Below are 23,505 nucleotides of genomic sequence, written 5' to 3'. Positions count from 1 at the left end.
GCCAGCGTGCATTCGCCTTCTCTGATGCTATTCTGTCTGCCCTAATTTTGTCGCTGCCTCTTTTGCGCAGCGACACTGAGCACGGAACGGCGAATGCGCTTTATTACGGCAACCGATAAAAATCTCTGGCGGCTTGCGCTGCCGATGATCCTTTCAAATATCACCGTTCCCTTACTGGGAGTGGTCGATACTGCAGTAATTGGTCATCTCGACAGCCCTGTCTATCTTGGCGGGGTTGCGGTCGGGACTACAGTGACCAGCTTCCTCTTTATGCTGCTGCTTTTCCTTCGAATGAGTACCACTGGCCTTACGGCGCAGGCATTTGGCGCTGGCGATAAAATGGCGCTGGCACGCGCGCTGACTCAGCCGCTGATCATTGCGCTGCTGGCGGGCGTACTGTTCATCGCTTTGCGTTATCCGATTATTCAGCTGTCGACCCATCTGGTTGGCGGCAATCCCGATGTACTCGAACAGGCGGCACTGTTTATTCAGATTCGCTGGCTCAGTGCGCCTGCCACGCTGGCAAACCTGGTCATTCTGGGCTGGCTGCTGGGCGTGCAGTATGCACGCGCGCCGGTGATCCTGCTGGTGGTGGGCAACCTGGTTAACATCGTGCTCGATCTCTGGCTGGTGATGGGGCTGCACTGGGGTGTCGCGGGGGCGGCAACCGCCACGGCGCTGGCGGAATACATTACGCTGGTTGTCGGCAGCATCATGGTCTGGCGGGTGTTAAAACTGCGCGGAATTACGCTTAGCCTGCTGAAGCAGAGCTGGCGCGGTGACAGCGGCCGGCTGCTGCGACTGAACCGGGACATCATGCTGCGCTCTCTGATGCTGCAGCTCTGTTTCGCCTCGCTGACCGTACTGGGTGCCCGGCTGGGTCCGGATGTGGTGGCGGTTAACGCAGTATTACTGATGTTCATCACTTTTACGGCTTACGCGCTGGATGGCTTTGCCTATGCGGTTGAAGCTTTTGCGGGTGAGGCGCATGGTGCAAAAGATGGCAGCAAGCTCCTGCGCGTCTGGCACTCTGCCTGTCGGCAGGCGGTAGTGGTGGCGCTGTTCTTCTCGCTGATCTATGCCATTTTTGGCCCGCAGATCGTTACCCTGCTGACCTCTCTTCAGTCACTCCAGCAGACAGCGGACCGCTATCTGGTCTGGCAGATGATAATGCCGCTGATCGGCGTCTGGTGTTATCTGCTGGATGGCATGTTCATCGGAGCGACGCGCGGGCGTGAGATGCGTAACAGCATGGTAGTTGCCGCAGCAGGCTATTTTCTGACGCTGCTTAGCGTACCGGTGCTGGGTAACCATGGTCTTTGGCTGGCAGTCACGGTTTTCCTGGCGCTGCGCGGCCTGTCGCTGTGGCTCATCTGGCGTAAGCACTGGCGTCAGAACAGCTGGTTCGATGCCTGAGTCAGCCGTGGCTGCACGCAAGCCGATACGGATTATTCTGTATTATTCCACGGTTAATAAATTGGCTACTACAATTAACTCTATGCAGCGCAGTTAACCAGCGCTTTGTATCGTTATTTTGTTAAGTAGCAAGATAATCATTAAAACCCGAGGATTGGAGGTCTGCCATGAATAAAGACGAAGCAAGCGGCAACTGGAAGCAGTTCAAAGGCAAAATGAAAGAGAAATGGGGCAAGCTGACCGACGATGATATGCAGGTTATCGAAGGTAAACGCGATCAGCTGGTCGGCAAAATCCAGGAGCGTTACGGCTCTACCAAAGATGAAGCCGAGCGCGAAGTAACCGCCTGGGAAGGTCAGAACAAAGATCACCGCTGGTAATCAGACAATAGCTTGATAATCAGCTGAATGCGTTCCGGTGGGCCCTCACCGGAACCGCACAAGGATGTGCCGATTACCCGCGTTTCCCCCGCTTTTTACCCTCATCCTGATGGTCATGCTCGCAGCTTTCATGGTGCGTACAGGCTTCAACCGCAGCACAATTTTCACATAAACCATGCGCTTCAATCACGCTGTGGCGTAATACAAACTGCGCTTCACCTGCCAGACCAGCAATAATCTTCTCTACGCCCTGCGCCTGCTTCTCTGTAACGGCGGCACAGCGGTCACAGACCAGCATCACCGATGTATGTGCTGGTGCCTCAAAATGGTGACACATGACGTAGCTGTTGTTGGATTCCACCCGATGAATGAAACCCTGCTCCAGCAGGAAATCGAGCGCCCGGTAAACCGTGGGTGGCTTGGCCTGTGGCTCGCTGACCCGGAGTTGATCCAGCAGATCGTAGGCGCTGATCGAGCCAGGCTGCTCGGCCATCAGGCGCAACACTTCAGCACGCTGCGAAGTCAGACGCACACCGCGCTGCAGGCACATCTTTTCGGCCTGAATCAAAATTTGCTGCGACGTCATGTTTGTCATGAAAATTCTCCGCTGGATAAGTGATGTTATTTTATCACACATAGTTTCGCGGCGCTGAGGTTGGTTTTCGTCTGAAAAAACAGCATCATTTGCCTGATAAAGCAGCACATTCAGAATTTAAGCCGTCTTCTATCTCAAATCTGACGATAAATCAGATCCATTCTGAATCCACCTGAAGCGGAATTTGTTGGCATTTTGCTTTGCATCTCACTGAGTTAAGAAGTAATGTTCAGAAAGACTTAAGAAAAGTCTGGCATTATTTGAAATATCCCAATGCAGTTTGAACAATTACAACGGTTTTTTGATTGGAAAACGTCCAATCCTTTGAATTAAGACACTGTTTCCTTTGAATTCACAGCAATAACGCGTTAGCCAGGGTTCACAATAGGGCTAACAAACTATTCAGTCATTGAATGTTTCAATGGCAATTTCTCAGGTGATGGCAGGCAAATGGTGAAAAAATCCGCTCAACGTTCAGCGCTGATCTACACGGCTGCAACGACCGCGCTTTTCCTTTCTTCTTCCGCCATGGCGGCAGGGACCTGGTATGATGCACGTAATGACGCCATGGGCGGCACCGGCGTAGCATCTTCTCTTTATGGCTCCGCAGTGCTGGCGAACCCGGCATTAATGACGCGCGCCAAACCCGACGATAGCGTCAGCATTATTTTTCCCTCAGCGGGCATTCAGGTGACTGACAAAGATAAGCTGATAGATAAAGTGGATGATATTACCGACACCGTGGACCGTTACCGCACGGTGCTGGGTAACCTCACACCAGCAGATTTCTTCCGTGCTAACTCTGAATTGCGCGCGGCCTCAGGTGATGTGGCAAATAAGCTAAGCGATTTGCGCGGTAACAAAGCAGACGGTTCTGCCGGCGCGGCCGTGGCCGTTACCATCCCCAACGACACTCTGCCTTTCGCCTTTATTACTAAGGCCTACGGTACAGCGCACGTCCGCGCTAACGTGGTACAGAGTGATATTGACTACCTGCGCAGTATAGAAAACGGGGCGTTTCCTCGTCCTGGCGATCAAAATAACCTGCGCTCCAGCGCGAATGGCTTAGCGGCGCTGGTCACCGATTATGGTGTTGCGGTGGCGCATGAGTTCACCATCGCTGGTCAGCCAGTATCGGTAGGCGTCACACCGAAAGTGCAGAAAACCTGGCTCTATAACTACACCGCCAGTATTTACAACTACGACAAAAGTGACATCAATAACAGCCAGTATCGCAGCACCGACACCGGCTTTAACGTTGATGCCGGTCTGGCGACCACCTTTGCTGAAAACTGGACGCTGGGTGTAACCGGACAGAACCTGGTTTCTCGCGATCTGCAGACCAAAGAGGTCAATGGTTTCCGCGACACCTACCAGATTCGCCCGCTGGTCACCACCGGTCTGGCCTGGGATAAAGGTCCGTTTACCGTGACGGGCGATGTGGATCTGACTGAAACCAAACGCTTCAAAACTCAGGATAACAGCCAGTATGCGGCAGTGGGCGCGGAATACCGCGTACTTGACTGGCTGCAGCTGCGTGCAGGTTATCGTGCGGACATGCGTTCTAATGACGAAAATGTCGCTACGGCCGGTTTTGGTCTGTCACCGTTTAACAAAGCCGTCCATCTGGATCTGGCGGGCTCTGTAGGTGCTAACAACACCTGGGGCGCGATGATGCAGCTGGGCTTTAACTTCTAAGCGCGTTATTCAGACTGTTCGGGGGCGGGCGATGCACTATCGCCCGCCCTTGTGTTATCCTTGCACAGAATTCCATCACCCCTTAATTACCGGATTGTCTGCGCTTCATGCCTAATTTCTCTTCGCAACGTTTCTCTATCGCCCCTATGCTCGACTGGACCGATCGTCACTGTCGCTATTTTCATCGCCAGCTGACCGGTGACACGCTGCTCTACACCGAAATGGTGACCACGGGTGCAATCATTCATGGCAAAGGGGATTACCTGGCTTACAGTGAGGCTGAGCATCCGGTCGCGTTGCAGCTTGGCGGTAGCGATCCGGCGGCACTGGCGCAGTGCGCGAAGCTGGCAGAGCAGCGCGGCTACGATGAAGTGAATCTTAATGTCGGCTGTCCCTCTGATCGGGTGCAGAATGGCCGTTTCGGCGCCTGCCTGATGGCCGAGGCGAATCTGGTCGCAGATGCCGTTAAAGCGATGCGCGACGTGGTTTCAATTCCGGTCACGGTGAAAACCCGCATTGGTATCGATGAGCTGGACAGCTATGAATTCCTGACCGATTTTATCGGCACCGTGGCGGGACGCGGTGAGTGTGAGACATTTATCATTCATGCGCGTAAAGCCTGGCTCTCCGGCCTCAGCCCGAAAGAGAACCGCGAGATTCCACCGCTGGATTATCCCCGCGTCTATCAGCTGAAACGCGATTTTCCGCAACTGACCATTGCCCTCAATGGCGGCGTGAAAACCCTGGAAGAGGCACAGATCCATCTGCAACACCTTGACGGCGTGATGATGGGACGTGAAGCCTACCAAAACCCCGGCATTCTGGCGCAGGTCGATCAGACATTGTTTGGTCGTCAGCATCCGGCGGCGAACCCGGTTGAAGTGGTGCGCGCCATGTATCCCTATATTGAAGCGGAACTGGCAAAGGGGACGTATCTGGGACATGTCACGCGCCATATGCTGGGTCTGTTCCAGGGGATCCCGGGCGCCCGCCAGTGGCGACGCCATCTGAGTGAAAATGCCCACAAACCCGGTGCTGATGTTCGTGTGCTGGAAGCGGCGCTGGCGCTGGTCGCCGATAAAATCCCGCAGGAAGCCTGACGCCTCATCTGAACCCGAAAAAACCAGCTCTGAATGCTGGTTTTTTTTACGCCACTATGTGGTTTTTCTCACCAGGTTGCGCTCTTCTGTATATCTCTTATCAGCAGAAAATCAATGAGTTAACTATTGGCACGTTTTTTGTAATAACTATAACAATCGGAATCAAAAAGGAGCGCTGACGTGGAAATTTTATTCGTATTAGGGTTTTTCCTGATGCTGTTGCTGACCGGCGTTTCGCTGTTAGGCGTGCTGGCGGCACTGGTGGTCGCAACCATCGTGATGTTTGTCGGTGGACTGTTTGCAATTGTTATTAAAGTGTTGCCGTGGCTGGTGCTGGCGGTAATTGCGGTCTGGCTGCATCGTGCCTTTTTTGGCGACAGCGATGAGCGAGCACGTCGCAAGCTGCGGCGTAAGATCAACAGGTTAGACCGCAAAGGCTGGCGCTAAATGCGGTGAAGATCACAGTGTGAGAGATTGGTCAGGGCTGATCTGCAATTAAACATATTTTTTACTTATGTTTTCTGGCAGGATGCCTGTCGTCAAATCGATGTGCCATCGACTCGACACGAATTCATCGCCGCTGTCCCTACACCAGCGCGAACAAAAAATAAAAAAAGAGAAGGGCTTCCCGCGGGAGGCCCTTTTTGTTGCTCACTACTATGGAATTAAGAGACAGGATCCCTGCGTGGCGCGGCTCTCCAGCATCTGGTGCGCTTTGCTGGCCTCTTTCAGCGCAAACTTCTGCTGCTCCGGTACATCAACTTTAATTGCGCCACTCGCCAGCAGCGAGAAAAGCTCGGCACTGGCGGTTTCCAGCTCCTGGCGGTTGGTGATATAGCCAAACAGTGAAGGGCGGGTCACAAACAGCGAGCCTTTCTTATTCAGAATGCCGAGATCAATCCCGGTCACCGGACCCGAAGCATTGCCAAAACTGACCATCAGCCCATGACGGCGCAATGAGTCCAGCGATGCTTCCCAGGTATCTTTGCCCACGGAGTCATAAACTACGCCCACTTTTTTCCCGTCGGTCAGTTCGCTGACGCGTTGCGCAATATTCTCTTCGCGGTAGTTAATCGTCGCCCAGGCGCCGGCCTTCTTCGCCATCGCTGCCTTTTCTGCTGACCCAACCGTTCCAATCAAATGGGCACCCAGCGCTTTTGCCCACTGACAGGCAATTAACCCGACGCCGCCCGCTGCGGCATGAAACAGGAAGGTCTCACCGGCGCTGATTTTATAGGTCTGGCGCAGCAGATATTGTGTGGTCAGCCCTTTCAGGTAGCTGGCTGCGCCCTGCTCAAAGCTGATCGCCTCCGGGAGATGCATCAGGCGATCTTCCGCCACGTTGTGCACTTCGCTATAGGCTCCCATCGACGCCAGACAGTAGACCACGCGATCGCCGGGCTTAAATAATGTCACGCCACGTCCAACCCGCGACACCACGCCTGCGGCTTCTGTACCCAGGCCAGAGGGAAAAGCGGCGACCGGATAAAGCCCGCTGCGAACATAGGTATCGATGTAATTAATCCCGATAGCGCGATGTTCTACCTGCACTTCATGTTCGGCCGGGTCAGCAGGTTCAAAATCTGTCCACTCTAAAACGTCCGGGCCGCCATGTGCGCTGAACTGAATACGCTTTGCCATTCTGACTCCTGTGATTGTTTCATCATGAGGGTGAGGCACGCACCCCAACTAAGGTATACTTGCGCGTCCCCACAGAAGATCGGTAATGCATTCACTATGGCAGGAAATAAACCCACCAACAAATCGAACGAAACGCAGGATCGCCAGCTCGCAGGCGTGAAAATGCCCCCGCATTCGCTGGAAGCGGAGCAGTCGGTGCTCGGTGGGTTAATGCTGGATAACGAGCGCTGGGACAATGTCTCTGAGCGCGTCGTCGCGAATGATTTTTTCAACCGCTCGCATCGGCTGATTTTTTCAGAGATGCAGCGGCTGCTGGAAAACAGCAAACCTATTGACCTGATTACGCTCTCCGAATCGCTGGAAACCCGTGGCGAACTGGAGATGGCGGGCGGCTTCGCCTATCTGGCGGAACTGGCGAAAAACACCCCGAGCGCGGCGAACATCGGCGCCTATGCTGACATCGTGCGCGAACGTGCGGTGGTGCGTGAGATGATCGCCGTCGCTAACCAGATTGCCGATGCCGGTTATGATCCGCAGGGGCGTAACAGCGAAGAGCTGCTCGACTTCGCGGAGTCGAACGTCTTTAAAATTGCGGAAGCGCGCGCGGATAAGGATGCTGGCCCGAAAAACATCGAGCAGATTCTGGAATCGACCGTTTCCCGTATCGAATCGCTCTATCAGACACCGCACGATGGCGTCACCGGCGTCGATACCGGCTATCAGGATCTGAATAAAAAGACCGCGGGCCTGCAGGGTTCTGATCTGATTATTGTCGCAGCACGTCCTTCGATGGGTAAAACCACCTTTGCGATGAACCTGTGCGAAAACGCCGCCATGCTGCAGGAAAAACCAGTGCTGATCTTCAGTCTGGAGATGCCCAGCGAGCAGATCATGATGCGTATGCTGGCGTCACTCTCCCGCGTCGATCAGACCCGCATTCGTACCGGGCAGCTGGATGATGAGGACTGGGCGCGTATTTCCGGCACCATGGGCATCCTGCTGGAGAAGAAGAACATGTACATTGATGACTCTTCCGGCCTGACGCCCACCGAAGTGCGTTCGCGCGCCCGACGCATCTATCGTGAAAACGGTGGATTAAGCATGATCATGATCGACTATCTGCAGCTGATGCGCGTGCCGTCGCTGTCGGACAACCGTACGCTGGAAATTGCTGAGATCTCCCGCTCGCTGAAAGCACTGGCCAAAGAGCTGAACGTGCCGGTTGTGGCGCTGTCGCAGCTTAACCGCTCGCTGGAGCAGCGAGCCGATAAACGTCCGGTCAACTCGGATCTGCGTGAATCGGGCTCGATCGAGCAGGATGCGGATTTGATCATGTTTATCTATCGCGATGAGGTTTACCACGAAAACAGCGATCTTAAAGGGATCGCGGAGATCATTCTGGGTAAACAGCGTAACGGCCCGATCGGTACGGTACGCCTGACCTTTAACGGTCAGTGGTCACGCTTCGACAACTACGCTGGCCCGCAATACGACGACGAATAATCCCCGGTTTGTGCTGTCATGCACGATCTGTGCATGACAGCCCCCATCATCACAAAATAGTGTTGGACAACCTCTCGGGTTATCGGGTTATCTGTAACAAAGCGACGCCCATCACGCTGTGGAAACGGAATGACTCACGTAGACGATTACGACCTTAAAATCCTGACTTTATTACAATCCAACGGCCGTCTGACCAATCAGGAACTCAGCGATCTGGTCGGCCTTTCCGCCTCACAATGTTCCCGCCGACGTATCAATCTGGAACAGGCTAATCTGATCCTGGGTTATCATGCCCGGCTGTCGCCCGATGCCATCGGGCTTGGCATGGTGGGATTGATTGAGGTGCGCTTAATTAACCACACCGCAGAATATGTCGAGAGCTTTCACCGGATGGTGGAGCAGGAGCAGGCGATCGTGGATGCCTATAAAACCACCGGCGATGCGGACTATCTGCTTAAAGTGGCGGTGGCCGATCTCAATTCCCTTAGTGCGTTAATCAGCCAGTTAGTCGCGGGCCACCAGAGCGTTTCCCATGTGAAAACCTCGGTAGTGCTGGGACGCATGAAAGAGAACGGGCTGATGATGCTGCCTGAGCAGAAGACGCGCTAAAAAGGTGCGCGCTGTGCGATTTTGGTGCACACTTGCGGCAATTAATGCGAAGAGTGTGCATAGAAACGGACTTTAACGCATAGGTTGACGGTATCAGCCGGCATTTATGCACAAAGTTCTGTTTTAAATCGCCTTAGATATCAATGGGATATCGCTGGCACCCGGTTTACAGCAGTTCAGTGCTGTGGCGATGGTGCGTTTTTTGCATCGAAACCGCATCATTTGCCCTGAGAAAACCCCATGGATAACATCGCAGAACCCTCCCGCGTCCCGCATTCGCGCATTGAAGATGCGCTGGCGATGGTGCTTGGCACCCTGATGGTCTCGTTCGGCGTCATTATGCTGAAACAGGCGGGGGCGCTGACCGGCAGCACCGCAGGCATCGCCTTTCTGATCAGCTACCTGTCGCCGCTTTCGTTCGGCAGCGCGTTCTTCCTGATCAATATCCCTTTTTACTGGCTGGCGGTAAAACGCATGGGCTGGGAATTTACGCTGAAAACCTTCTGCGCCGTCGGTCTGGTGTCGCTGTTTACCCAGCTGCACCCGCTGTTCGTCCACTTTTCTGACCTTAACCCCTTCTATGCGACACTGTTCGGTAACGTCATCATGGGAATCGGGTTTATAGTGTTATTTCGTCATAAGGCGAGCCTGGGCGGCATCAATATTCTGGCGCTGTGGCTACAGGATCGCTTTGGGATCCGCGCGGGGAAACTGCAAATGGCCGTCGATACCTGCGTCGTGCTGGCGTCACTCTTTGTGGTGAGTGGCCCCATCCTGCTCGCGTCGATTGCGGGTGCGGTGATCCTGAATCTGATTATTGCAATGAACCACCGTCCGGGACGCTATCGGGTTTAATCCGCATCTTCCCTCTGGACCAATCATGGAGACCTACACCGTGTTTCAAAACGTTGATGCCTATGCTGGCGATCCGATTCTGTCGTTGATGGAAGCCTTCAAACAAGACCCACGCGAACACAAAGTTAACCTGAGTATCGGCCTCTATTACGACGAAAAGGGCATCATCCCGCAGCTGAAGGCTGTAGCCGCTGCCGAAGAGCAGATCTATGCTGAGCCGCATCAGGCATCACTCTATCTGCCAATGGAAGGGCTGAACAGCTACCGTAGTGCGATTGCACCGCTGCTGTTTGGTGCCGATCATCCGGTGTTAAACGCGGGCCGTATCGCCTCTATTCAGACGCTGGGCGGTTCTGGCGCGCTGAAAGTGGGCGCGGATTTCCTTAAGCGCTACTTCCCGCAGTCTGCGGTCTGGGTCAGCGATCCGACCTGGGAAAACCACGTCGCGATTTTTAATGGTGCAGGTTTTGAGGTAAATACCTATCCCTGGTATGACGCAGAGACCCACGGCGTGCGGTTTGATGCCTTTATCAGCACCCTGAAAACCCTGCCAGCGCAGAGCGTCGTGCTGCTGCATCCCTGCTGTCATAACCCGACCGGTGCTGACCTGACCGATGCGCAGTGGGATCAGACCGTTGAGGTGCTGAAAGCACAGCAGCTGATTCCATTCCTGGATATCGCCTATCAGGGCTTTGGGGCCGGCATGCAGCAGGATGCCTATGCGTTGCGCGCGGTCGCGGCGGCGGGCCTGCCAGCCCTGGTGAGCAACTCCTTCTCCAAAATTTTCTCGCTCTATGGCGAGCGCGTGGGCGGTCTCTCTATCGTCTGTGACAGCGCCGGAGAGTCAGCGCGTGTGCTGGGCCAGTTAAAAGCCACGGTTCGCCGCAACTACTCCAGCCCGCCGAATTTCGGTGCGCAGGTTGTCGCGCGCGTACTCAACGATGACGAGTTGAAAGCCAGCTGGCTGGCTGAAGTGGAAGCGATGCGCTTACGCATTCTGGACATGCGTCAGTCGCTGGTGGACGTGCTGAGCACTGCACTGCCAGGTAAAAACTTCGACTACCTGCTGAAGCAGCGTGGCATGTTCAGCTACACCGGCCTGAGTGCGCAGCAGGTCGATCGTCTGCGCAACGAATTTGGCATCTATCTGGTGGGCAGCGGCCGCATGTGTGTGGCCGGTCTGAACAGCAAAAATGTGCATCAGGTGGCTGAAGCGTTTGCCGCCGTGATGTAACGGCCGCCAGGCTGTAAAAAAAACCGTCAGGGTGCTCTCTGGCGGTTTTTTTATGGGTCAGGGTTTACCTTTCGGCGACATGCTGCACACTTAAACGGGGTAACCGTTTCAGGAATAAGCTATGTGGCATCAACAAACTATTACGCTGAGCGCGAAGCCGCGCGGGTTTCATCTGGTCACCGATGAGATCGTGAACTCGCTCTCCGGACTGCGTGATATCAAAACCGGTCTGCTGCATCTGCTGTTGCAGCACACTTCGGCGTCGTTAACCTTAAATGAGAATTGCGACCCGACGGTGCGCAGCGACATGGAGCAGCATTTCATGCGGCACGTGCCGGAGAATGCGCCTTATCAGCACGATTACGAAGGGCGTGATGATATGCCGGCGCACATCAAATCGTCGATCTTAGGGGTTTCGTTGTTATTACCGGTTCAGCGGGGACGTCTGGTGCTGGGCACCTGGCAGGGTATCTGGCTGGGCGAGCATCGCATTGAGGGCGGTGCCAGGCGGATTGTCGCCACTTTACAAGGGGAATCGTAATGAATAACTCAGACTTACTGACCTATTGCATGAGCAAGCCGGGCGCGGAGCAGAGCGTCCACAGTGACTGGAAAGCCACGCAGATTAAAAGCAACGGCGTGCTGTTTGCGATGGTACATGAGGCGAAAGGGCGACCAGCGGTATCGCTGAAATCGACGCCTGCGCTGGCCGAATTACTGCGCGAAGAGCATAGCGATATTATTCCCAGCGAGCATCTGAACAAGTCACACTGGAGCACGCTGTTCCTGGACGGTTCGCTGAAAGATTCGCAGATCTACTATCTGGTCGATGCCTCATTCCAGCAGGTTGCGACGGCCCGCTAAACGGCAATAAAAAACCCTCTTACCTGAGCAAGAGGGTTTCAGAGACAGCGGGTTACGCGGCAGGTTGCTCGCGCAGGGTATTGATGTCGATAACGAAGCGGTATTTCACATCGCTTTTCAGCATGCGCTCATAGGCTTCATTGATCTGGTCCATCGCGATCAGTTCAATGTCTGACGTAATGCCGTGCTCACCACAGAAATCGAGCATCTCCTGGGTCTCTGCGATGCCGCCAATCAGTGAACCGGCGATGCTGCGACGCTTGAAGATCAGGTTAAATACCTGCGGTGCCGGGTGATCGTGCTCCGGTGCACCCACCAGCGTCATGTTGCCATCCAGCTTCAGCAGGGTGATGAAGGGGTTGAGATCGTGCTGAGCCGCCACGGTATTCAGAATGAAGTCGAAGCTGTTGGCGTGCTGCGCCATCTGCTCCGCATCTTTAGAGATCACGACTTCATCGGCACCCAGACGTTTGCCATCTTCAATTTTGGAAGGCGAGGTGGTGAACAGCACCACATGTGCGCCCATGGCATGGGCAATTTTCACGCCCATATGGCCCAGGCCGCCTAAGCCTACGATACCCACTTTCTTGCCCGGGCCGACATTCCAGTGGCGCAGCGGCGAGTAAGTGGTGATACCGGCACACAGCAGCGGTGCCACGCCCGCCAGCTCCAGGTTCTCGGGAATGCGCAGCACAAAGCTCTCATCAACCACCATCGACGTTGAGTAACCGCCGTAGGTAATGGCGCCGGTTTCACGATCTTCACCGTTATAGGTGCCAACAAAGCCGTTTTCACAATACTGCTCCAGACCCTGCTGACAGCTCGGACAGCTGCGGCACGAATCGACCATGCAGCCTACGCCGACCAGATCGCCGACTTTGTATTTCTGCGTCTGCGGGCCAACGGCCGTGACGCGACCGACAATTTCATGGCCCGGAACCACGGGAAAAATGGTGTTTTTCCACTCATTACGGGCCTGATGCAGGTCTGAGTGGCAAACGCCACAGAACAGCACCTCAAGCTGAACGTCATGGGCGCGCAGCTCACGCGGCTTAAAATCGAACGGTGCCAGTTTGGATTTTGCATCCTGAGCAGCATACGCATGCGTAATATTCATGGTGTCTCCAGTTTCGATGTGTCGTGAGTGTTATTCGATGAAGTGCAGCAGCGTTGATGTGCTGCGAAAACAGGGCGACGCCAGGGGCGTGCCAAAGAGGAACCGCTTAAGGATAGTCAGCGTGGGGAAAAGCGTATATGCCTATACATGTCTGAATCTTGCCTGATTCTGCAATTTTCTGGCTGAATCGACAGGGGAGAGTAAAAGGCCCGCACGCGGCGGGCCTGACAGAATTACTTCTGTAACAGTGGCTTCAGGAAGCGCGCGGTATGTGATTTCTCACACTCCGCCACGGTTTCTGGCGTACCAGCCACCAGGATTTCACCGCCGCCGCTGCCGCCTTCCGGACCCAGGTCGACAATCCAGTCTGCAGTTTTGACCACATCCAGGTTGTGCTCAATCACCACGATGGTGTTGCCCTGATCGCGCAGCTTATGCAGCACTTCCAGCAGCTGCTGGATATCGGCAAAGTGCAGGCCGGTGGTCGGCTCATCCAGAATGTAGAGTGTCTGACCGGTGCCACGCTTCGACAGCTCACGCGCCAGCTTCACGCGCTGGGCTTCACCGCCGGAAAGAGTGGTCGCGGACTGACCGAGGCGGATGTAGGTGAGACCCACATCGATCAGCGTCTGCAACTTACGCGCCAGCGCCGGCACCGCATCGAAGAACTCACGTGCCTCTTCGATGGTCATTTCCAGCACTTCGTGAATGCTCTTGCCTTTGTACTTCACTTCCAGCGTTTCACGGTTATAGCGTTTGCCTTTGCACTGATCGCACGGCACATAAATGTCCGGCAGGAAGTGCATTTCGACTTTCAGCACGCCATCGCCCTGACAGGCTTCACAGCGACCGCCACGCACGTTAAAGCTGAAGCGGCCCGGATTATAGCCGCGTGAACGCGCTTCCGGCACGCCCGCAAACAGTTCACGCACCGGGGTGAAGATGCCGGTGTAGGTGGCCGGGTTGGAGCGCGGTGTACGACCAATCGGGCTCTGGTCGATGTCGATTACTTTGTCGAAGTGCTCCAGTCCCGCCACGTCACGGTAAGGTGCCGGTTCGGCGATGGTCGCGCCGTTCAGCGCCCGCTGGGCAATCGGGAAGAGCGTATCGTTGATCAGGGTCGATTTACCCGAGCCGGAAACACCGGTAATACAGGTGAACAGCCCGACCGGCAGCGTCAGCGTGACATCCTTGAGGTTGTTGCCGCGTGCGCCGGTAATCTTCAGTACTTTGGCCGGGTCGCCTTTGACGCGCTCCTCTGGCACTGCAATGCCACGCTTGCCGCTCAGGAACTGGCCGGTCAGTGACGCTTCCTGCGCCATGATCTGATCAACCGTGCCTTCAGCCACCACCTGGCCGCCATGTACGCCCGCACCCGGACCGATATCGATCACATGGTCAGCGGCACGAATCGCATCTTCATCATGCTCAACCACGATCACCGTGTTACCGAGGTCGCGCAGATGAATCAGGGTGCCGAGCAGGCGTTCGTTGTCGCGCTGGTGCAGGCCGATTGAAGGCTCATCCAGCACATACATCACGCCGACCAGACCGGCACCGATCTGGCTGGCCAGACGGATACGCTGTGCTTCACCACCGGACAGGGTCTCGGCGGAACGCGACATCGAAAGATAGTTCAGGCCGACGTTGACCAGGAAGCTCAGGCGATCGCCAATCTCTTTCAAAATTTTCTCGGCGATCTGCGCACGCTGGCCGCTGAGTTTCATGTTTTCAAAGAAGGACATCGCATGGCCGATGCTCATCTCAGAGATGGTCGGCAGCGTGGTGTTCTCCACGAAGACATGACGCGCTTCACGACGCAGACGGGTTCCTTCACAGCTGGCACAGGCGCGGTTGCTGATAAATTTCGCCAGCTCTTCGCGTACCGCTGAGGACTCGGTCTCTTTGTAGCGGCGCTCCATGTTATTGAGCACCCCTTCAAATGGATGACGGCGCACCGAGGTGTCGCCGCGATCGTTGATGTACTTAAATTCGATGCTCTCTTTGCCTGATCCGTACAGAATCACTTTCTGTACGTTTTCTGGCAGGCTGCCGAACGACGCTTCGATATCAAAATCGAGGTGTTCCGCCAGCGAACGCAGCATCTGGAAGTAGTAGAAATTGCGGCGATCCCAGCCGCGGATTGCACCGCCCGCCAGCGAGAGTTCAGGATTCTGCACCACGCGGTCAGGGTCAAAATATTGCTGTACGCCAAGGCCGTCACAGGTCGGACAGGCGCCCGCCGGGTTGTTAAACGAGAACAGGCGCGGCTCCAGCTCGCTCATGCTGTAACCACAGATCGGGCAGGCGAAGTTAGCCGAGAAGAGCAGCTCTTCTGCGGCGCTGTCATCCATGTCCGCCACGATGGCCGTCCCGCCGGAGAGCTCCAGCGTGGTCTCAAACGATTCCGCCAGGCGGGTCGCGAGATCTTCACGCACTTTAAAGCGGTCAATCACCACTTCAATGGTGTGCTTCTTCTGCAGCTCGAGTTTTGGCGGATCGGAGAGGTCACACACTTCGCCATCAATACGCGCACGGATATAACCTTGCGTCGCCAGATTCTCCAGCGTTTTGGTGTGCTCACCCTTACGATCTTTCACCACCGGCGCCAGCAGCATCAGGCGACGGCCTTCCGGCTGGGAGAGCACCTGATCGACCATCTGGCTGACGGTCTGCGCCGCCAGCGGCACATCATGATCCGGGCAGCGCGGTTCGCCAACGCGGGCAAACAGCAGACGCAGGTAATCATGAATCTCGGTGATGGTTCCCACGGTCGAGCGTGGGTTGTGCGAGGTGGATTTCTGTTCAATGGAAATGGCGGGCGACAAACCTTCGATATGATCGACGTCGGGCTTCTCCATTAACGAAAGAAACTGGCGCGCATACGCAGAGAGCGACTCCACATAGCGGCGCTGACCTTCCGCATACAGCGTATCAAACGCCAGTGAGGATTTACCGGAACCTGACAGGCCGGTTACCACAATGAGTTTGTCGCGTGGGATGGTCAGGTTGATGTTTTTCAAATTATGGGTGCGGGCACCACGAACTTCGATCTTATCCATTCACCTTTCCCGGATTAGCAGCACTCACCGCGCCTTGCCGACACGGCCAGAATAAACGTGTCATTATGGCACAAAAAATAGACTGAATAAATATCCAGTACTCTTAGCCTCTGGCGCGCAGAGTATTAAAACTGGAACCCCGCTCGAAAGTGGGAAACAGACCGCAGGACGTGTTAGAATTGATAGATTAGACTGTATGCATTAACTCATCGGGAGACAGCAACATGGCCAGTCGTGGCGTTAACAAAGTGATTCTTGTCGGGAATCTGGGTCAGGATCCGGAAGTACGTTATATGCCAAATGGTGGCGCTGTTGCCAACATTACGCTGGCTACGTCGGAAAGCTGGCGCGACAAGCAGACCGGTGAAAACAAAGAGATCACTGAGTGGCACCGTGTGGTGCTGTTTGGCAAACTGGCTGAAGTCGCGGGTGAATACCTGAAAAAAGGGTCGCAGGTCTATATCGAAGGCCAGCTGCGCACCCGTAAATGGCAGGATCAGGGTGGCCAGGAGCGTTACACCACCGAAGTCGTGGTCAACGTTGGTGGTACCATGCAGATGCTGGGTGGCCGTCAGCAGGGCGGTAATGCCGGTGCAGGCGCTCCAGCCGGTGGTGGCGCGCAGGGCGGTGGCAACAACAATGGCTGGGGTCAGCCGCAGCAGCCGCAGGGCAACAATAACCAGTTCAGTGGCGGCGCGCAGTCCCGTCCGCAGCCGCAGCCACAGAGCGCGCCGGCCAGCAACAACAACGAACCACCAATGGATTTCGACGACGATATTCCGTTCTGATTCCGTTGGCCAGAGAGTACAAAAAAAGCCCGCTTTGCGGGCTTTTTTTATGCGCGGCGTCTGGCGGCCAGCTACGACCATTCCGCCAGAATCGCCTCCGTGCTCAGCACACGTGGCACGTTGCCGGGGATCAGCAGTGAGGCCCACACATCATTGTGCTGGTTAATCAGTGCTTCGGCGCTGACCCAGCGGCGATCTGCCGTGGTGTGCGCATCGGCGGCAACGGTAATCGCATAGCCCGCACTGGCACCGACTTTTATCGTGGTATCCAGGCAGTAGTCAGTGGCACAACCGCACACCACAAATTCCTCTACCGCCAGCCTCTTTAACAGCGTGGCCAGGTCGGTGTGCCAGAAGCTGTCGCAGGCAGTTTTGGTCACATAGTGTGCGCCAGCAGGCTGAGCGATTTCCGGCAGCAGCCCGAAAGCCGCATTACCCTCGCACATCTCGCCTTCGCGGTGCTGGATAAATATTGTGATATCGGCGCGTTCGGTCAGCCGGTTAATCTGTGCAATCCTTCCCGCTGTGTCGAAGCGTGGCGTGCTGAAGACGCCATTCTGCATATCAATGACCACGACTACCCGCTGTGCCATGCTTAATCCCATCCGGTTTGAAAAAAGCAGTGTTACCTGAGGCATTGCGGAAAGCAATCTTTTGCATTTTCCCCCCTGTCACAGGCATGCTAAACCGACTGGTTAAATAAGGAGAGAGAAGTGGAAGGTGTTCCGGCGAGTTTTCCCTCTGAGAAAGACCGCGCCCGGTTTCAGCAACTCGCCGAGCTGCCCGGTGTGGAACTCTATCAGGCCCACATCTCCCGCTACGCATTTGAACCCCATACCCATGAAGCCTTTGGTATCGGCACCATTGAAGCGGGTGCGCAACGCTTTCGCTACCGCGGCACCGAATATACTGCGCCGGAGAACTCGCTGGTCATGATGAATCCGGATGAGCTGCATACCGGTGAGTCAGCGTGTGAAGAGGGCTGGCGCTACCAGATGATCTACATTCAGCCGCAGCTGATGGATGAACTGACCGGCGATCGCGGCTGGTGGTTCAACGAGGCGCTGTTGACCGATCCGCGCGTGGCGCGGCCGCTCTCCCGCACGCTGGCGACACTCTGGCAGGCGGAATCACCACTGGCGCGCCAGAGCCTGCTGGCTGAACTGCTGTTGCAGATTCGTCCGCTGGCACGCATGTCCTCACAGGGCAGACCGGATGCACGGCATCGTTTTGATCAGGTAAGAGATTTTCTGCGCGCAAACCTCGCAGAACCGGTGCGGCTGGATGAGCTGGCGGCGCTGGCCTCGCTTTCGCCGTGGCACTTCTTACGCGCCTTTCGTCAGCACTATCACGTTACGCCGCATCAGATGCTGATGGCTTTCCGGCTTTACGACGCCAAGCAAAGGCTGGCACAGGGTGAAGCGGCTGCCAGCGTTGCGGCGGCGGTGGGATTAACCGATCAGGCCCATCTGACCCGCGCCTTTGCAAACCGTTATGGCATCACGCCGGGCCGCTATCAAAAGCAGGTGCGCCAGCCCTGATACCACCGCAATCTGCTACAAGCATTCCCCGCCCGAACCCGCCACACTGAACGAAAAAGCTATATAAGGAAGAAATTATGTTTGCTGGTGTCATGTTTGCCGTCACCGCCGGACTGCTGTGGGGGCTGATCTTTGTCGGGCCGCTGCTGGTGCCTGACTATCCTGGCGCGCTGCAATCGGCGGGACGTTATGTGGCATTTGGGCTGATTGCGCTGCCGCTGGCCTGGCACGGTCGTCATCGCCTGCGCAAGCTGGCCCGGGCCGACTGGCGTGAGGCGGTAAAGCTCTCGCTGGTGGGAAACCTCTTCTACTATGCGTTTCTGGCGAACGCCATTCAGCGCACTGGCGGGCCGGTCTCCACCATGATTATCGGCACGCTGCCGGTGGTGATCGCTGTGACGGCCAATCTCTGTTACGGCCATCTTGAAGGACGCCTGCCGTGGCGGCGGCTGTTTCCGGCACTGGTCATGATGGCGGCCGGATTACTCTGCGTGAATGCGGCGGAGCTACAGAGTCAGGGCCACACCCTTGATCTCAGCCGTTATCTGACCGGTATCGCGCTGGCGCTGCTGGCTGTGGTCTGCTGGACCTGGTATCCGCTGCGCAATGCCCGCTGGCTGCGTACACATCCCGAACTGCGGCCCTCGACCTGGGCAACAGCGCAGGGAGTCGTGACGCTGCCGATGGCGCTAATCATGTACGCGCTGGTCAGCGCGCAGCTCGCCTGGCAACAGCCGGCTTTTTCGCTGCCGTTTGGGCCGCGTCCTGCGGTGTTTATCTTCCTGATGCTGGCGATTGGTCTGCTCTGTTCCTGGCTGGGGACCTTATGCTGGAACGCTGCCAGCCAGCGTCTGCCCACCGTACTGATGGGGCCACTGATTGTTTTTGAGATCCTTTTCGGCCTGTTGTGGACTTTTCTCTGGTATCAAAGCTGGCCACCCCTGCTCACCGTAACGGGGATTATTTGTCTGATGGCTGGTGTCCTGTGGGCAATGCGCATTAAACCGCAGCCTCTCGTCGTCGCGGTTAAAGAGTAAACCGCGAAGATTGCCAAAAGACCTCTGCCGCGCGGATAACACGCCGCGCGGCTTTTTAAGATTAAACCCTACCCCGATTTGCTCGCTCTGCGGCAGATTTGTGCCGCGAAATCGATTTCATGCCTCTGCGTAATCGTGCCTTTACCCCCGAAATCCTCTTTCATCCCCTGTTTGTCAGTGAAAAAACGGGACTGATGGTCTCCTGAACATAGCCATGTTCAGCGCTGGCAGCGGGTAACTGTTCAGATATCGGTCGTTAATCAGGAAAAATCGCGCAGCATTATGGACGTTATGCTTTTATCAGCGGCTTTTTATTGCGGTATGGTCCTGAGAAAGGGAGGCAGAAAACCACTATTAACTTCACTTAGTGATGAATGAGTAAGAAAACTCCGCCGCTGCGTTAATAATTAAAGATTAATCTCTGGCATCAATGATGCGCAATGAAGAGAGCGAAAAGATAGACACATAACGTTAGTGATAAGGAGCAATAAACTATTTATCCTGGATTAATCCTGGAGAAAGTATATGCCATTAACCCATTCCCCGGAATTAAACGCAGCCGCAAAAATTTGAGTCAGGTCCAGCATTAACTCAAATGTATGGTGATTATTTTTTGCGCGATGTTTAAATTGGCTTAATGATATTGAGACGATTTAGTTCCGACGATTAGCTGGGCTTACGTAAGAAAGGGAGGGCCCAATCCCGCGTAAACGAGATTGGGAAGGGAAGAATAGCCGTAGAATGCGAGACGTTTGCTGTTGTGAATCAATTTTACCGCAAAAAAAGAAGCTTAGCCGTGAAGCCATTCATTAGTTATAAATGGAGCGGAAAAGGGTGCCGCAATTGTCCTGTTAAATGATCTTCATCTCTTCTGGTAAGAACAAATCTCAGCGTTAAGTCTAAAAAGCGCGGTAGCATTGGGTTTAGCGGTTCTCCGTGCCTGACGGATAATGGTATACGCTGCGACTGATATCTAATAAGCGGCAGCTGCGACGGGTGCCGATGTCAAAGGTGGCCTGCAGGAAATCCACAGCCTGACGTTTTTCATTAGTGGTAAAGAAGTGCTTCAGAACGCTCTGCAGCATCTCTTTGTCCGAGTTGAGCGTCTGCAGTTCACGCGTGATGTTCTGCAGTTTTTCTTCCAGCTCTTTGATTTTTCTGCCTTCTTCCGAAGACAACCCAGAAAACTTCTTCTTCCAGCTGTAGAACGTGGCTTCAGAGATGCCTAACTCTTCACAAATCTCTCTGACTTTCACGCCCGATTCAGAAGCTTTAATGGCATTTGTGATTTGATCTTCGCTGTATCGTGACTTTCTCATAAATGCTCTTACCTTTCTTATCGATTAATGGATGAGAATGACTTTAATAATTTCTGGCACTGTAAGATTCTATTAAGGCAGTATTAAAGTGCGCGAATTGAATTGCGAAGCCTAAATTAAGATATTTAGAATAAATATCATCATGGGATAAATCTTATTTTATTCTTATCCGGTGGGCGTGCCTTCCTGGAGGGGGATTTTTGTTATAAATTCATCGCATCCAAAATACGAAAAAATTCTACGTACATTGGATATTTAGCCTGACCGACTTGATTAATATGGCGGGAAGGGCTCTCAAAGGTTGTTTTATTTTCAGCCTGAAATCGTTTCCATCTGAAGTGATTCGCGCCATTTATAATAAGAATTATCCTGAATTAACACTCCGGATCATGATTTACATCTCAATTTTCGGACCAGCTTGGTCTGAAGTCTTACATTTTCGCCAGGCCCACTGAGCGCTTATTAATTCGTTACAGGGATGTTGTACCGAAGCGGTTGTAGTTGAGTAATACTAAGGAAGAGTCGATGAAATTGAGCGTAATGTCTAATGCCGCCTGGATGATGTCTGAGAAGATCATCTCCGTTTTTGGCGTCATTTTTGTGACGTCTTACGTGGCGAAATCCTTTGGCCCAACGGTGTTTGGCCAGATGGCGTTTTCTACTTCACTATTTGCGATGGTGCAAACCGTTGCAATCTTTGGCACCGAAACCATTCTGTTTAAACGCGTCAGCAAAAATGCGTCAAAAGGCCTGCGCCTGATGACCATCGCCCGCACGATGAGAATGGTGCTGTTGCTGGTCACTTCGGTGCCAGTCTTAATCTGGGTCTGGTACAACATGCAGGAAAATTTCCTGGCATTTGCACTGGCCTCATTTGTTGCCTCGGTTTTTGTCACCCAGGACACCTTCAGCGTTTATAACAACGCGCGTCTTGCCTCGCGTCTTAATACCATCGCCAACGCCGTGGGCATGCTGCTGAGTTTCGGCATCAGCTTCACCGTCGCCTGGCTGCGTCTTAATCCGCTCTGGCTGACGCTGTCGATTGTCGCAGTGACTCTGGTGCCTTATCTGATTAAGCGTCACAACTTCTATCAGGACCATCAGGATCAGATGCCACCGCGCGAAAAGCGCACGGCCTATCTGCGTTATCTGATGTATGCCGGTCTGCCGCTGGCGATCTCCAGCATCTTTATCTCTGTGCAGGTAAAAGCGGCGCAGATGTTCCTGGCAGGCACGGCACCCGCGCGCGACCTCGGGCTGTTTGCGGCGGCGAATACCATTTCCGCCTCGTGGATTTTTATCCCGGTGGCGCTCATCACCTCCTGCTTCACTGAAATCTTCAGGGAGCGGGGCGAGGTCGCCATTAAGCTGGCTGCGCGGCTCAATGGCTATGTTATGGCGGTTTCATTGCTGATGCTGCTGGTCATTTCGCTTTATGGCGAGCGGATCATCATTGCGTTGTACGGCCCGGAATTCACACAGTCAGGAAGTCTCATTACGTTGCTGTCGATAGCGACCAGCTTTTCGGCAATGGGGACCGTAGCGTATCGCTACATGGTCAAAGAGGGAGGATTTAACTACTTGCTGAGGAAAATCATCTGCCTGATGGTCATCAGTTTGCCGCTCTCCTGGTGGTTGATCCAGGGTCACGGCATCATGGGGGCCGCGTGGAGCGTTTTCCTTTCAGAACTTTTGTCCCTGACCGTAATGAATTACTTCTTTAAAAACGGCGTCATTCAAAAGATTCAGGTTTCCTCACTCAACTACAAAACATACAAATGAGGTCAGATATGCTCAAGTTGAAAGAAGAACTCAGAAGAAGTGTGCAGTATTTTATTAAGAAGATGCCCTGGGCTTATCAGGACCGCATCTACTACTTCCATAAGTTCAGAAAGCTGCCCAATCTGCGTCAGCCAAAAGTGTTCAACGAGAAGGTGTTGTACCGTAAGTTTATCTTCGGCGATTACCAGAGCTATGGTCGTCTGTCAGATAAGTACTCGGTGCGCGAATTCATTGCTGAAAAAATCGGTAATGAATACCTGATCCCGCTGGTACACGAAACCACTGACCCGACCACGCTGAACAGCTTACCCTGCTGGAAGGGGACGGTGATCAAGCCGAACCACGCCTCCAACATGGTAGAGATTCTGCTGGAGGAGCCGGACGCACTGCGCAAGCAGCAGATCATTCATGACTGCTATCGCTGGCTGAAGACCGACTTCGCCAACGAAGCGCGTGAGATTCACTATCGCTACATCAAGCCACGTATCCTGGTTGAGAAGTACATTGGTGATGGTAAAAGCGCGCCGATTGATTACAAGTTTCATATGTTCAACAAGCGTGATGGCAAGTTCGAATATGTGCTGCAGGTGATCTACAACCGCTGCCAGCCGCTGCTGTCGATGAATTTCTACGTGAATAACCTCAATGAGGCCTATCACAAGATTCGCGATACCGGTCTGGATGTCTCACCGATTATGCCGTCACTGGAACATGCGCTCGAACTGAGCAAGAAGCTGGCCAGTGATTTCGACTACGTGCGTGTGGACTGGTATATCCATGACGAGCGGATCTACTTTGGCGAACTGACCTTCACCCCAGGTGCAGGACTGGTCACCGGATTAGATCGTGGTTTAAATCAGATGATGGGAGATATGTGGATTCAGGACCGCCGCGGAACGCAGAGCCCGGGCGTTACAGTGCAGGATGTTAATATCCCTGCCATGTTGAAGAAAATTTAAGCACA

The 23,505-nt window shown here is 54.3% G+C and carries 22 protein-coding genes; 16 read left to right on the top strand and 6 right to left on the bottom strand.

Translation table 11 applies throughout. The features are described from left to right. Window positions 1-93: 93 nt before the first annotated feature. Both dinF and GVJ63_RS09355 read left to right on the top strand, forming a co-directional pair. Window positions 94-1,416, top strand: a complete 1,323-nt coding sequence (gene dinF / locus GVJ63_RS09360; RefSeq protein ID WP_010672211.1) for an MATE family efflux transporter DinF — start codon at window positions 94-96, stop codon at window positions 1,414-1,416. A gap of 167 nt (window positions 1,417-1,583) precedes the next feature. Then, window positions 1,584-1,796, top strand: coding sequence for a CsbD family protein (locus GVJ63_RS09355; RefSeq protein ID WP_010672212.1), 213 nt, complete (start codon window positions 1,584-1,586; stop codon window positions 1,794-1,796). A gap of 73 nt (window positions 1,797-1,869) precedes the next feature. Here the strand turns inward: GVJ63_RS09355 and zur are convergent, their stop codons facing one another. After that, a complete protein-coding gene (gene zur, locus GVJ63_RS09350; protein ID WP_089414668.1) occupies window positions 1,870-2,391 on the bottom strand; it encodes a zinc uptake transcriptional repressor Zur in 522 nt (173 codons plus the stop codon). Between the two features lie 450 nt (window positions 2,392-2,841). On the opposite strand from zur, the gene GVJ63_RS09345 reads away from it, so the two are divergent. From GVJ63_RS09345 to pspG, 3 genes are all read left to right on the top strand, one after another. Continuing rightward, window positions 2,842-4,089, top strand: a complete 1,248-nt coding sequence (locus GVJ63_RS09345; RefSeq protein WP_061703543.1) for a conjugal transfer protein TraF — start codon at window positions 2,842-2,844, stop codon at window positions 4,087-4,089. A 107-nt stretch (window positions 4,090-4,196) separates the two neighbouring features. Next, window positions 4,197-5,189 (top strand): tRNA dihydrouridine(20/20a) synthase DusA, encoded by a 993-nt coding sequence (gene dusA, locus GVJ63_RS09340; RefSeq protein WP_010672214.1) that lies wholly within the window; start codon window positions 4,197-4,199, stop codon window positions 5,187-5,189. A gap of 180 nt (window positions 5,190-5,369) precedes the next feature. Further along, on the top strand, window positions 5,370-5,636 hold the full coding sequence (gene pspG, locus GVJ63_RS09335) for an envelope stress response protein PspG (protein ID WP_010252199.1): 267 nt from the start codon (window positions 5,370-5,372) through the stop codon (window positions 5,634-5,636). 210 nt (window positions 5,637-5,846) lie between these two features. Here the strand turns inward: pspG and GVJ63_RS09330 are convergent, their stop codons facing one another. Beyond that, window positions 5,847-6,830: a quinone oxidoreductase gene (locus GVJ63_RS09330; protein WP_010252198.1), complete on the bottom strand. Its 984-nt coding sequence runs from the start codon at window positions 6,828-6,830 to the stop codon at window positions 5,847-5,849. 96 nt (window positions 6,831-6,926) lie between these two features. Between GVJ63_RS09330 and dnaB the strand changes: the two genes are divergently transcribed. The 6 genes from dnaB to GVJ63_RS09300 all read left to right on the top strand — a co-directional run bounded on the left by dnaB (window position 6,927) and on the right by GVJ63_RS09300 (window position 11,895). Further along, window positions 6,927-8,333 (top strand): replicative DNA helicase, encoded by a 1,407-nt coding sequence (dnaB, locus tag GVJ63_RS09325; RefSeq protein ID WP_010252197.1) that lies wholly within the window; start codon window positions 6,927-6,929, stop codon window positions 8,331-8,333. Window positions 8,334-8,462: 129 nt separating this feature from the next. Then, window positions 8,463-8,942 carry an Lrp/AsnC family transcriptional regulator gene (locus GVJ63_RS09320; protein ID WP_010252196.1) on the top strand — a complete coding sequence of 160 codons (480 nt, stop codon included), beginning with the start codon at window positions 8,463-8,465 and terminating at the stop codon, window positions 8,940-8,942. A 240-nt stretch (window positions 8,943-9,182) separates the two neighbouring features. Beyond that, window positions 9,183-9,797 (top strand): YitT family protein, encoded by a 615-nt coding sequence (locus GVJ63_RS09315; protein WP_003855751.1) that lies wholly within the window; start codon window positions 9,183-9,185, stop codon window positions 9,795-9,797. Between the two features lie 40 nt (window positions 9,798-9,837). Then, complete coding sequence (locus GVJ63_RS09310; RefSeq protein WP_159226749.1) at window positions 9,838-11,031, top strand: amino acid aminotransferase; 1,194 nt, start codon at window positions 9,838-9,840, stop codon at window positions 11,029-11,031. Between the two features lie 121 nt (window positions 11,032-11,152). Further along, window positions 11,153-11,572, top strand: coding sequence for a secondary thiamine-phosphate synthase enzyme YjbQ (locus GVJ63_RS09305; protein WP_010252188.1), 420 nt, complete (start codon window positions 11,153-11,155; stop codon window positions 11,570-11,572). Further along, window positions 11,572-11,895: an MmcQ/YjbR family DNA-binding protein gene (locus tag GVJ63_RS09300; RefSeq protein WP_010252186.1), complete on the top strand. Its 324-nt coding sequence runs from the start codon at window positions 11,572-11,574 to the stop codon at window positions 11,893-11,895. Before GVJ63_RS09305 ends, GVJ63_RS09300 begins: the two co-directional genes overlap by 1 nt. Window positions 11,896-11,947: 52 nt before the next feature. Here the strand turns inward: GVJ63_RS09300 and GVJ63_RS09295 are convergent, their stop codons facing one another. Together GVJ63_RS09295 and uvrA are read right to left on the bottom strand one after the other, a co-directional pair. Continuing rightward, window positions 11,948-13,012 carry an NAD(P)-dependent alcohol dehydrogenase gene (locus tag GVJ63_RS09295; protein WP_010252184.1) on the bottom strand — a complete coding sequence of 355 codons (1,065 nt, stop codon included), beginning with the start codon at window positions 13,010-13,012 and terminating at the stop codon, window positions 11,948-11,950. Window positions 13,013-13,245: 233 nt separating this feature from the next. Further along, window positions 13,246-16,074 (bottom strand): excinuclease ABC subunit UvrA, encoded by a 2,829-nt coding sequence (gene uvrA / locus GVJ63_RS09290; RefSeq protein WP_010252182.1) that lies wholly within the window; start codon window positions 16,072-16,074, stop codon window positions 13,246-13,248. A 224-nt stretch (window positions 16,075-16,298) separates the two neighbouring features. On the opposite strand from uvrA, the gene ssb1 reads away from it, so the two are divergent. Next, window positions 16,299-16,862, top strand: a complete 564-nt coding sequence (gene ssb1 / locus GVJ63_RS09285) for a single-stranded DNA-binding protein SSB1 (protein ID WP_010252180.1) — start codon at window positions 16,299-16,301, stop codon at window positions 16,860-16,862. 71 nt (window positions 16,863-16,933) lie between these two features. On the opposite strand, the gene GVJ63_RS09280 is transcribed toward ssb1, so the two are convergent. Further along, on the bottom strand, window positions 16,934-17,455 hold the full coding sequence (locus tag GVJ63_RS09280) for an isochorismatase family protein (protein ID WP_033770839.1): 522 nt from the start codon (window positions 17,453-17,455) through the stop codon (window positions 16,934-16,936). Window positions 17,456-17,575: 120 nt separating this feature from the next. Here GVJ63_RS09280 and GVJ63_RS09275 point away from each other — a divergent pair, with 120 nt between their 5' ends. Next, complete coding sequence (locus tag GVJ63_RS09275; protein WP_122889187.1) at window positions 17,576-18,403, top strand: AraC family transcriptional regulator; 828 nt, start codon at window positions 17,576-17,578, stop codon at window positions 18,401-18,403. A gap of 77 nt (window positions 18,404-18,480) precedes the next feature. After that, entirely contained in the window at window positions 18,481-19,440 is a 960-nt protein-coding gene (locus GVJ63_RS09270) for a DMT family transporter (RefSeq protein WP_122889188.1), read from the top strand. A gap of 923 nt (window positions 19,441-20,363) precedes the next feature. On the opposite strand, the gene GVJ63_RS09265 is transcribed toward GVJ63_RS09270, so the two are convergent. After that, window positions 20,364-20,759 carry a transposase gene (locus GVJ63_RS09265; protein ID WP_003855733.1) on the bottom strand — a complete coding sequence of 132 codons (396 nt, stop codon included), beginning with the start codon at window positions 20,757-20,759 and terminating at the stop codon, window positions 20,364-20,366. 525 nt (window positions 20,760-21,284) lie between these two features. Here GVJ63_RS09265 and GVJ63_RS09260 point away from each other — a divergent pair. After that, window positions 21,285-22,541: an oligosaccharide flippase family protein gene (locus tag GVJ63_RS09260; RefSeq protein ID WP_031591774.1), complete on the top strand. Its 1,257-nt coding sequence runs from the start codon at window positions 21,285-21,287 to the stop codon at window positions 22,539-22,541. A gap of 8 nt (window positions 22,542-22,549) precedes the next feature. Then, window positions 22,550-23,500 (top strand): ATP-grasp fold amidoligase family protein, encoded by a 951-nt coding sequence (locus tag GVJ63_RS09255; RefSeq protein ID WP_010252168.1) that lies wholly within the window; start codon window positions 22,550-22,552, stop codon window positions 23,498-23,500. Window positions 23,501-23,505 lie beyond the last annotated feature (5 nt).

Source organism: Pantoea sp. 18059 (assembly GCF_902706165.1).
In the GTDB taxonomy this organism is placed as follows: domain Bacteria; phylum Pseudomonadota; class Gammaproteobacteria; order Enterobacterales; family Enterobacteriaceae; genus Pantoea; species Pantoea agglomerans.
Note: the sequence above shows the minus strand (reverse complement) of the source record. Positions and strands in the feature narration are given on the sequence as shown.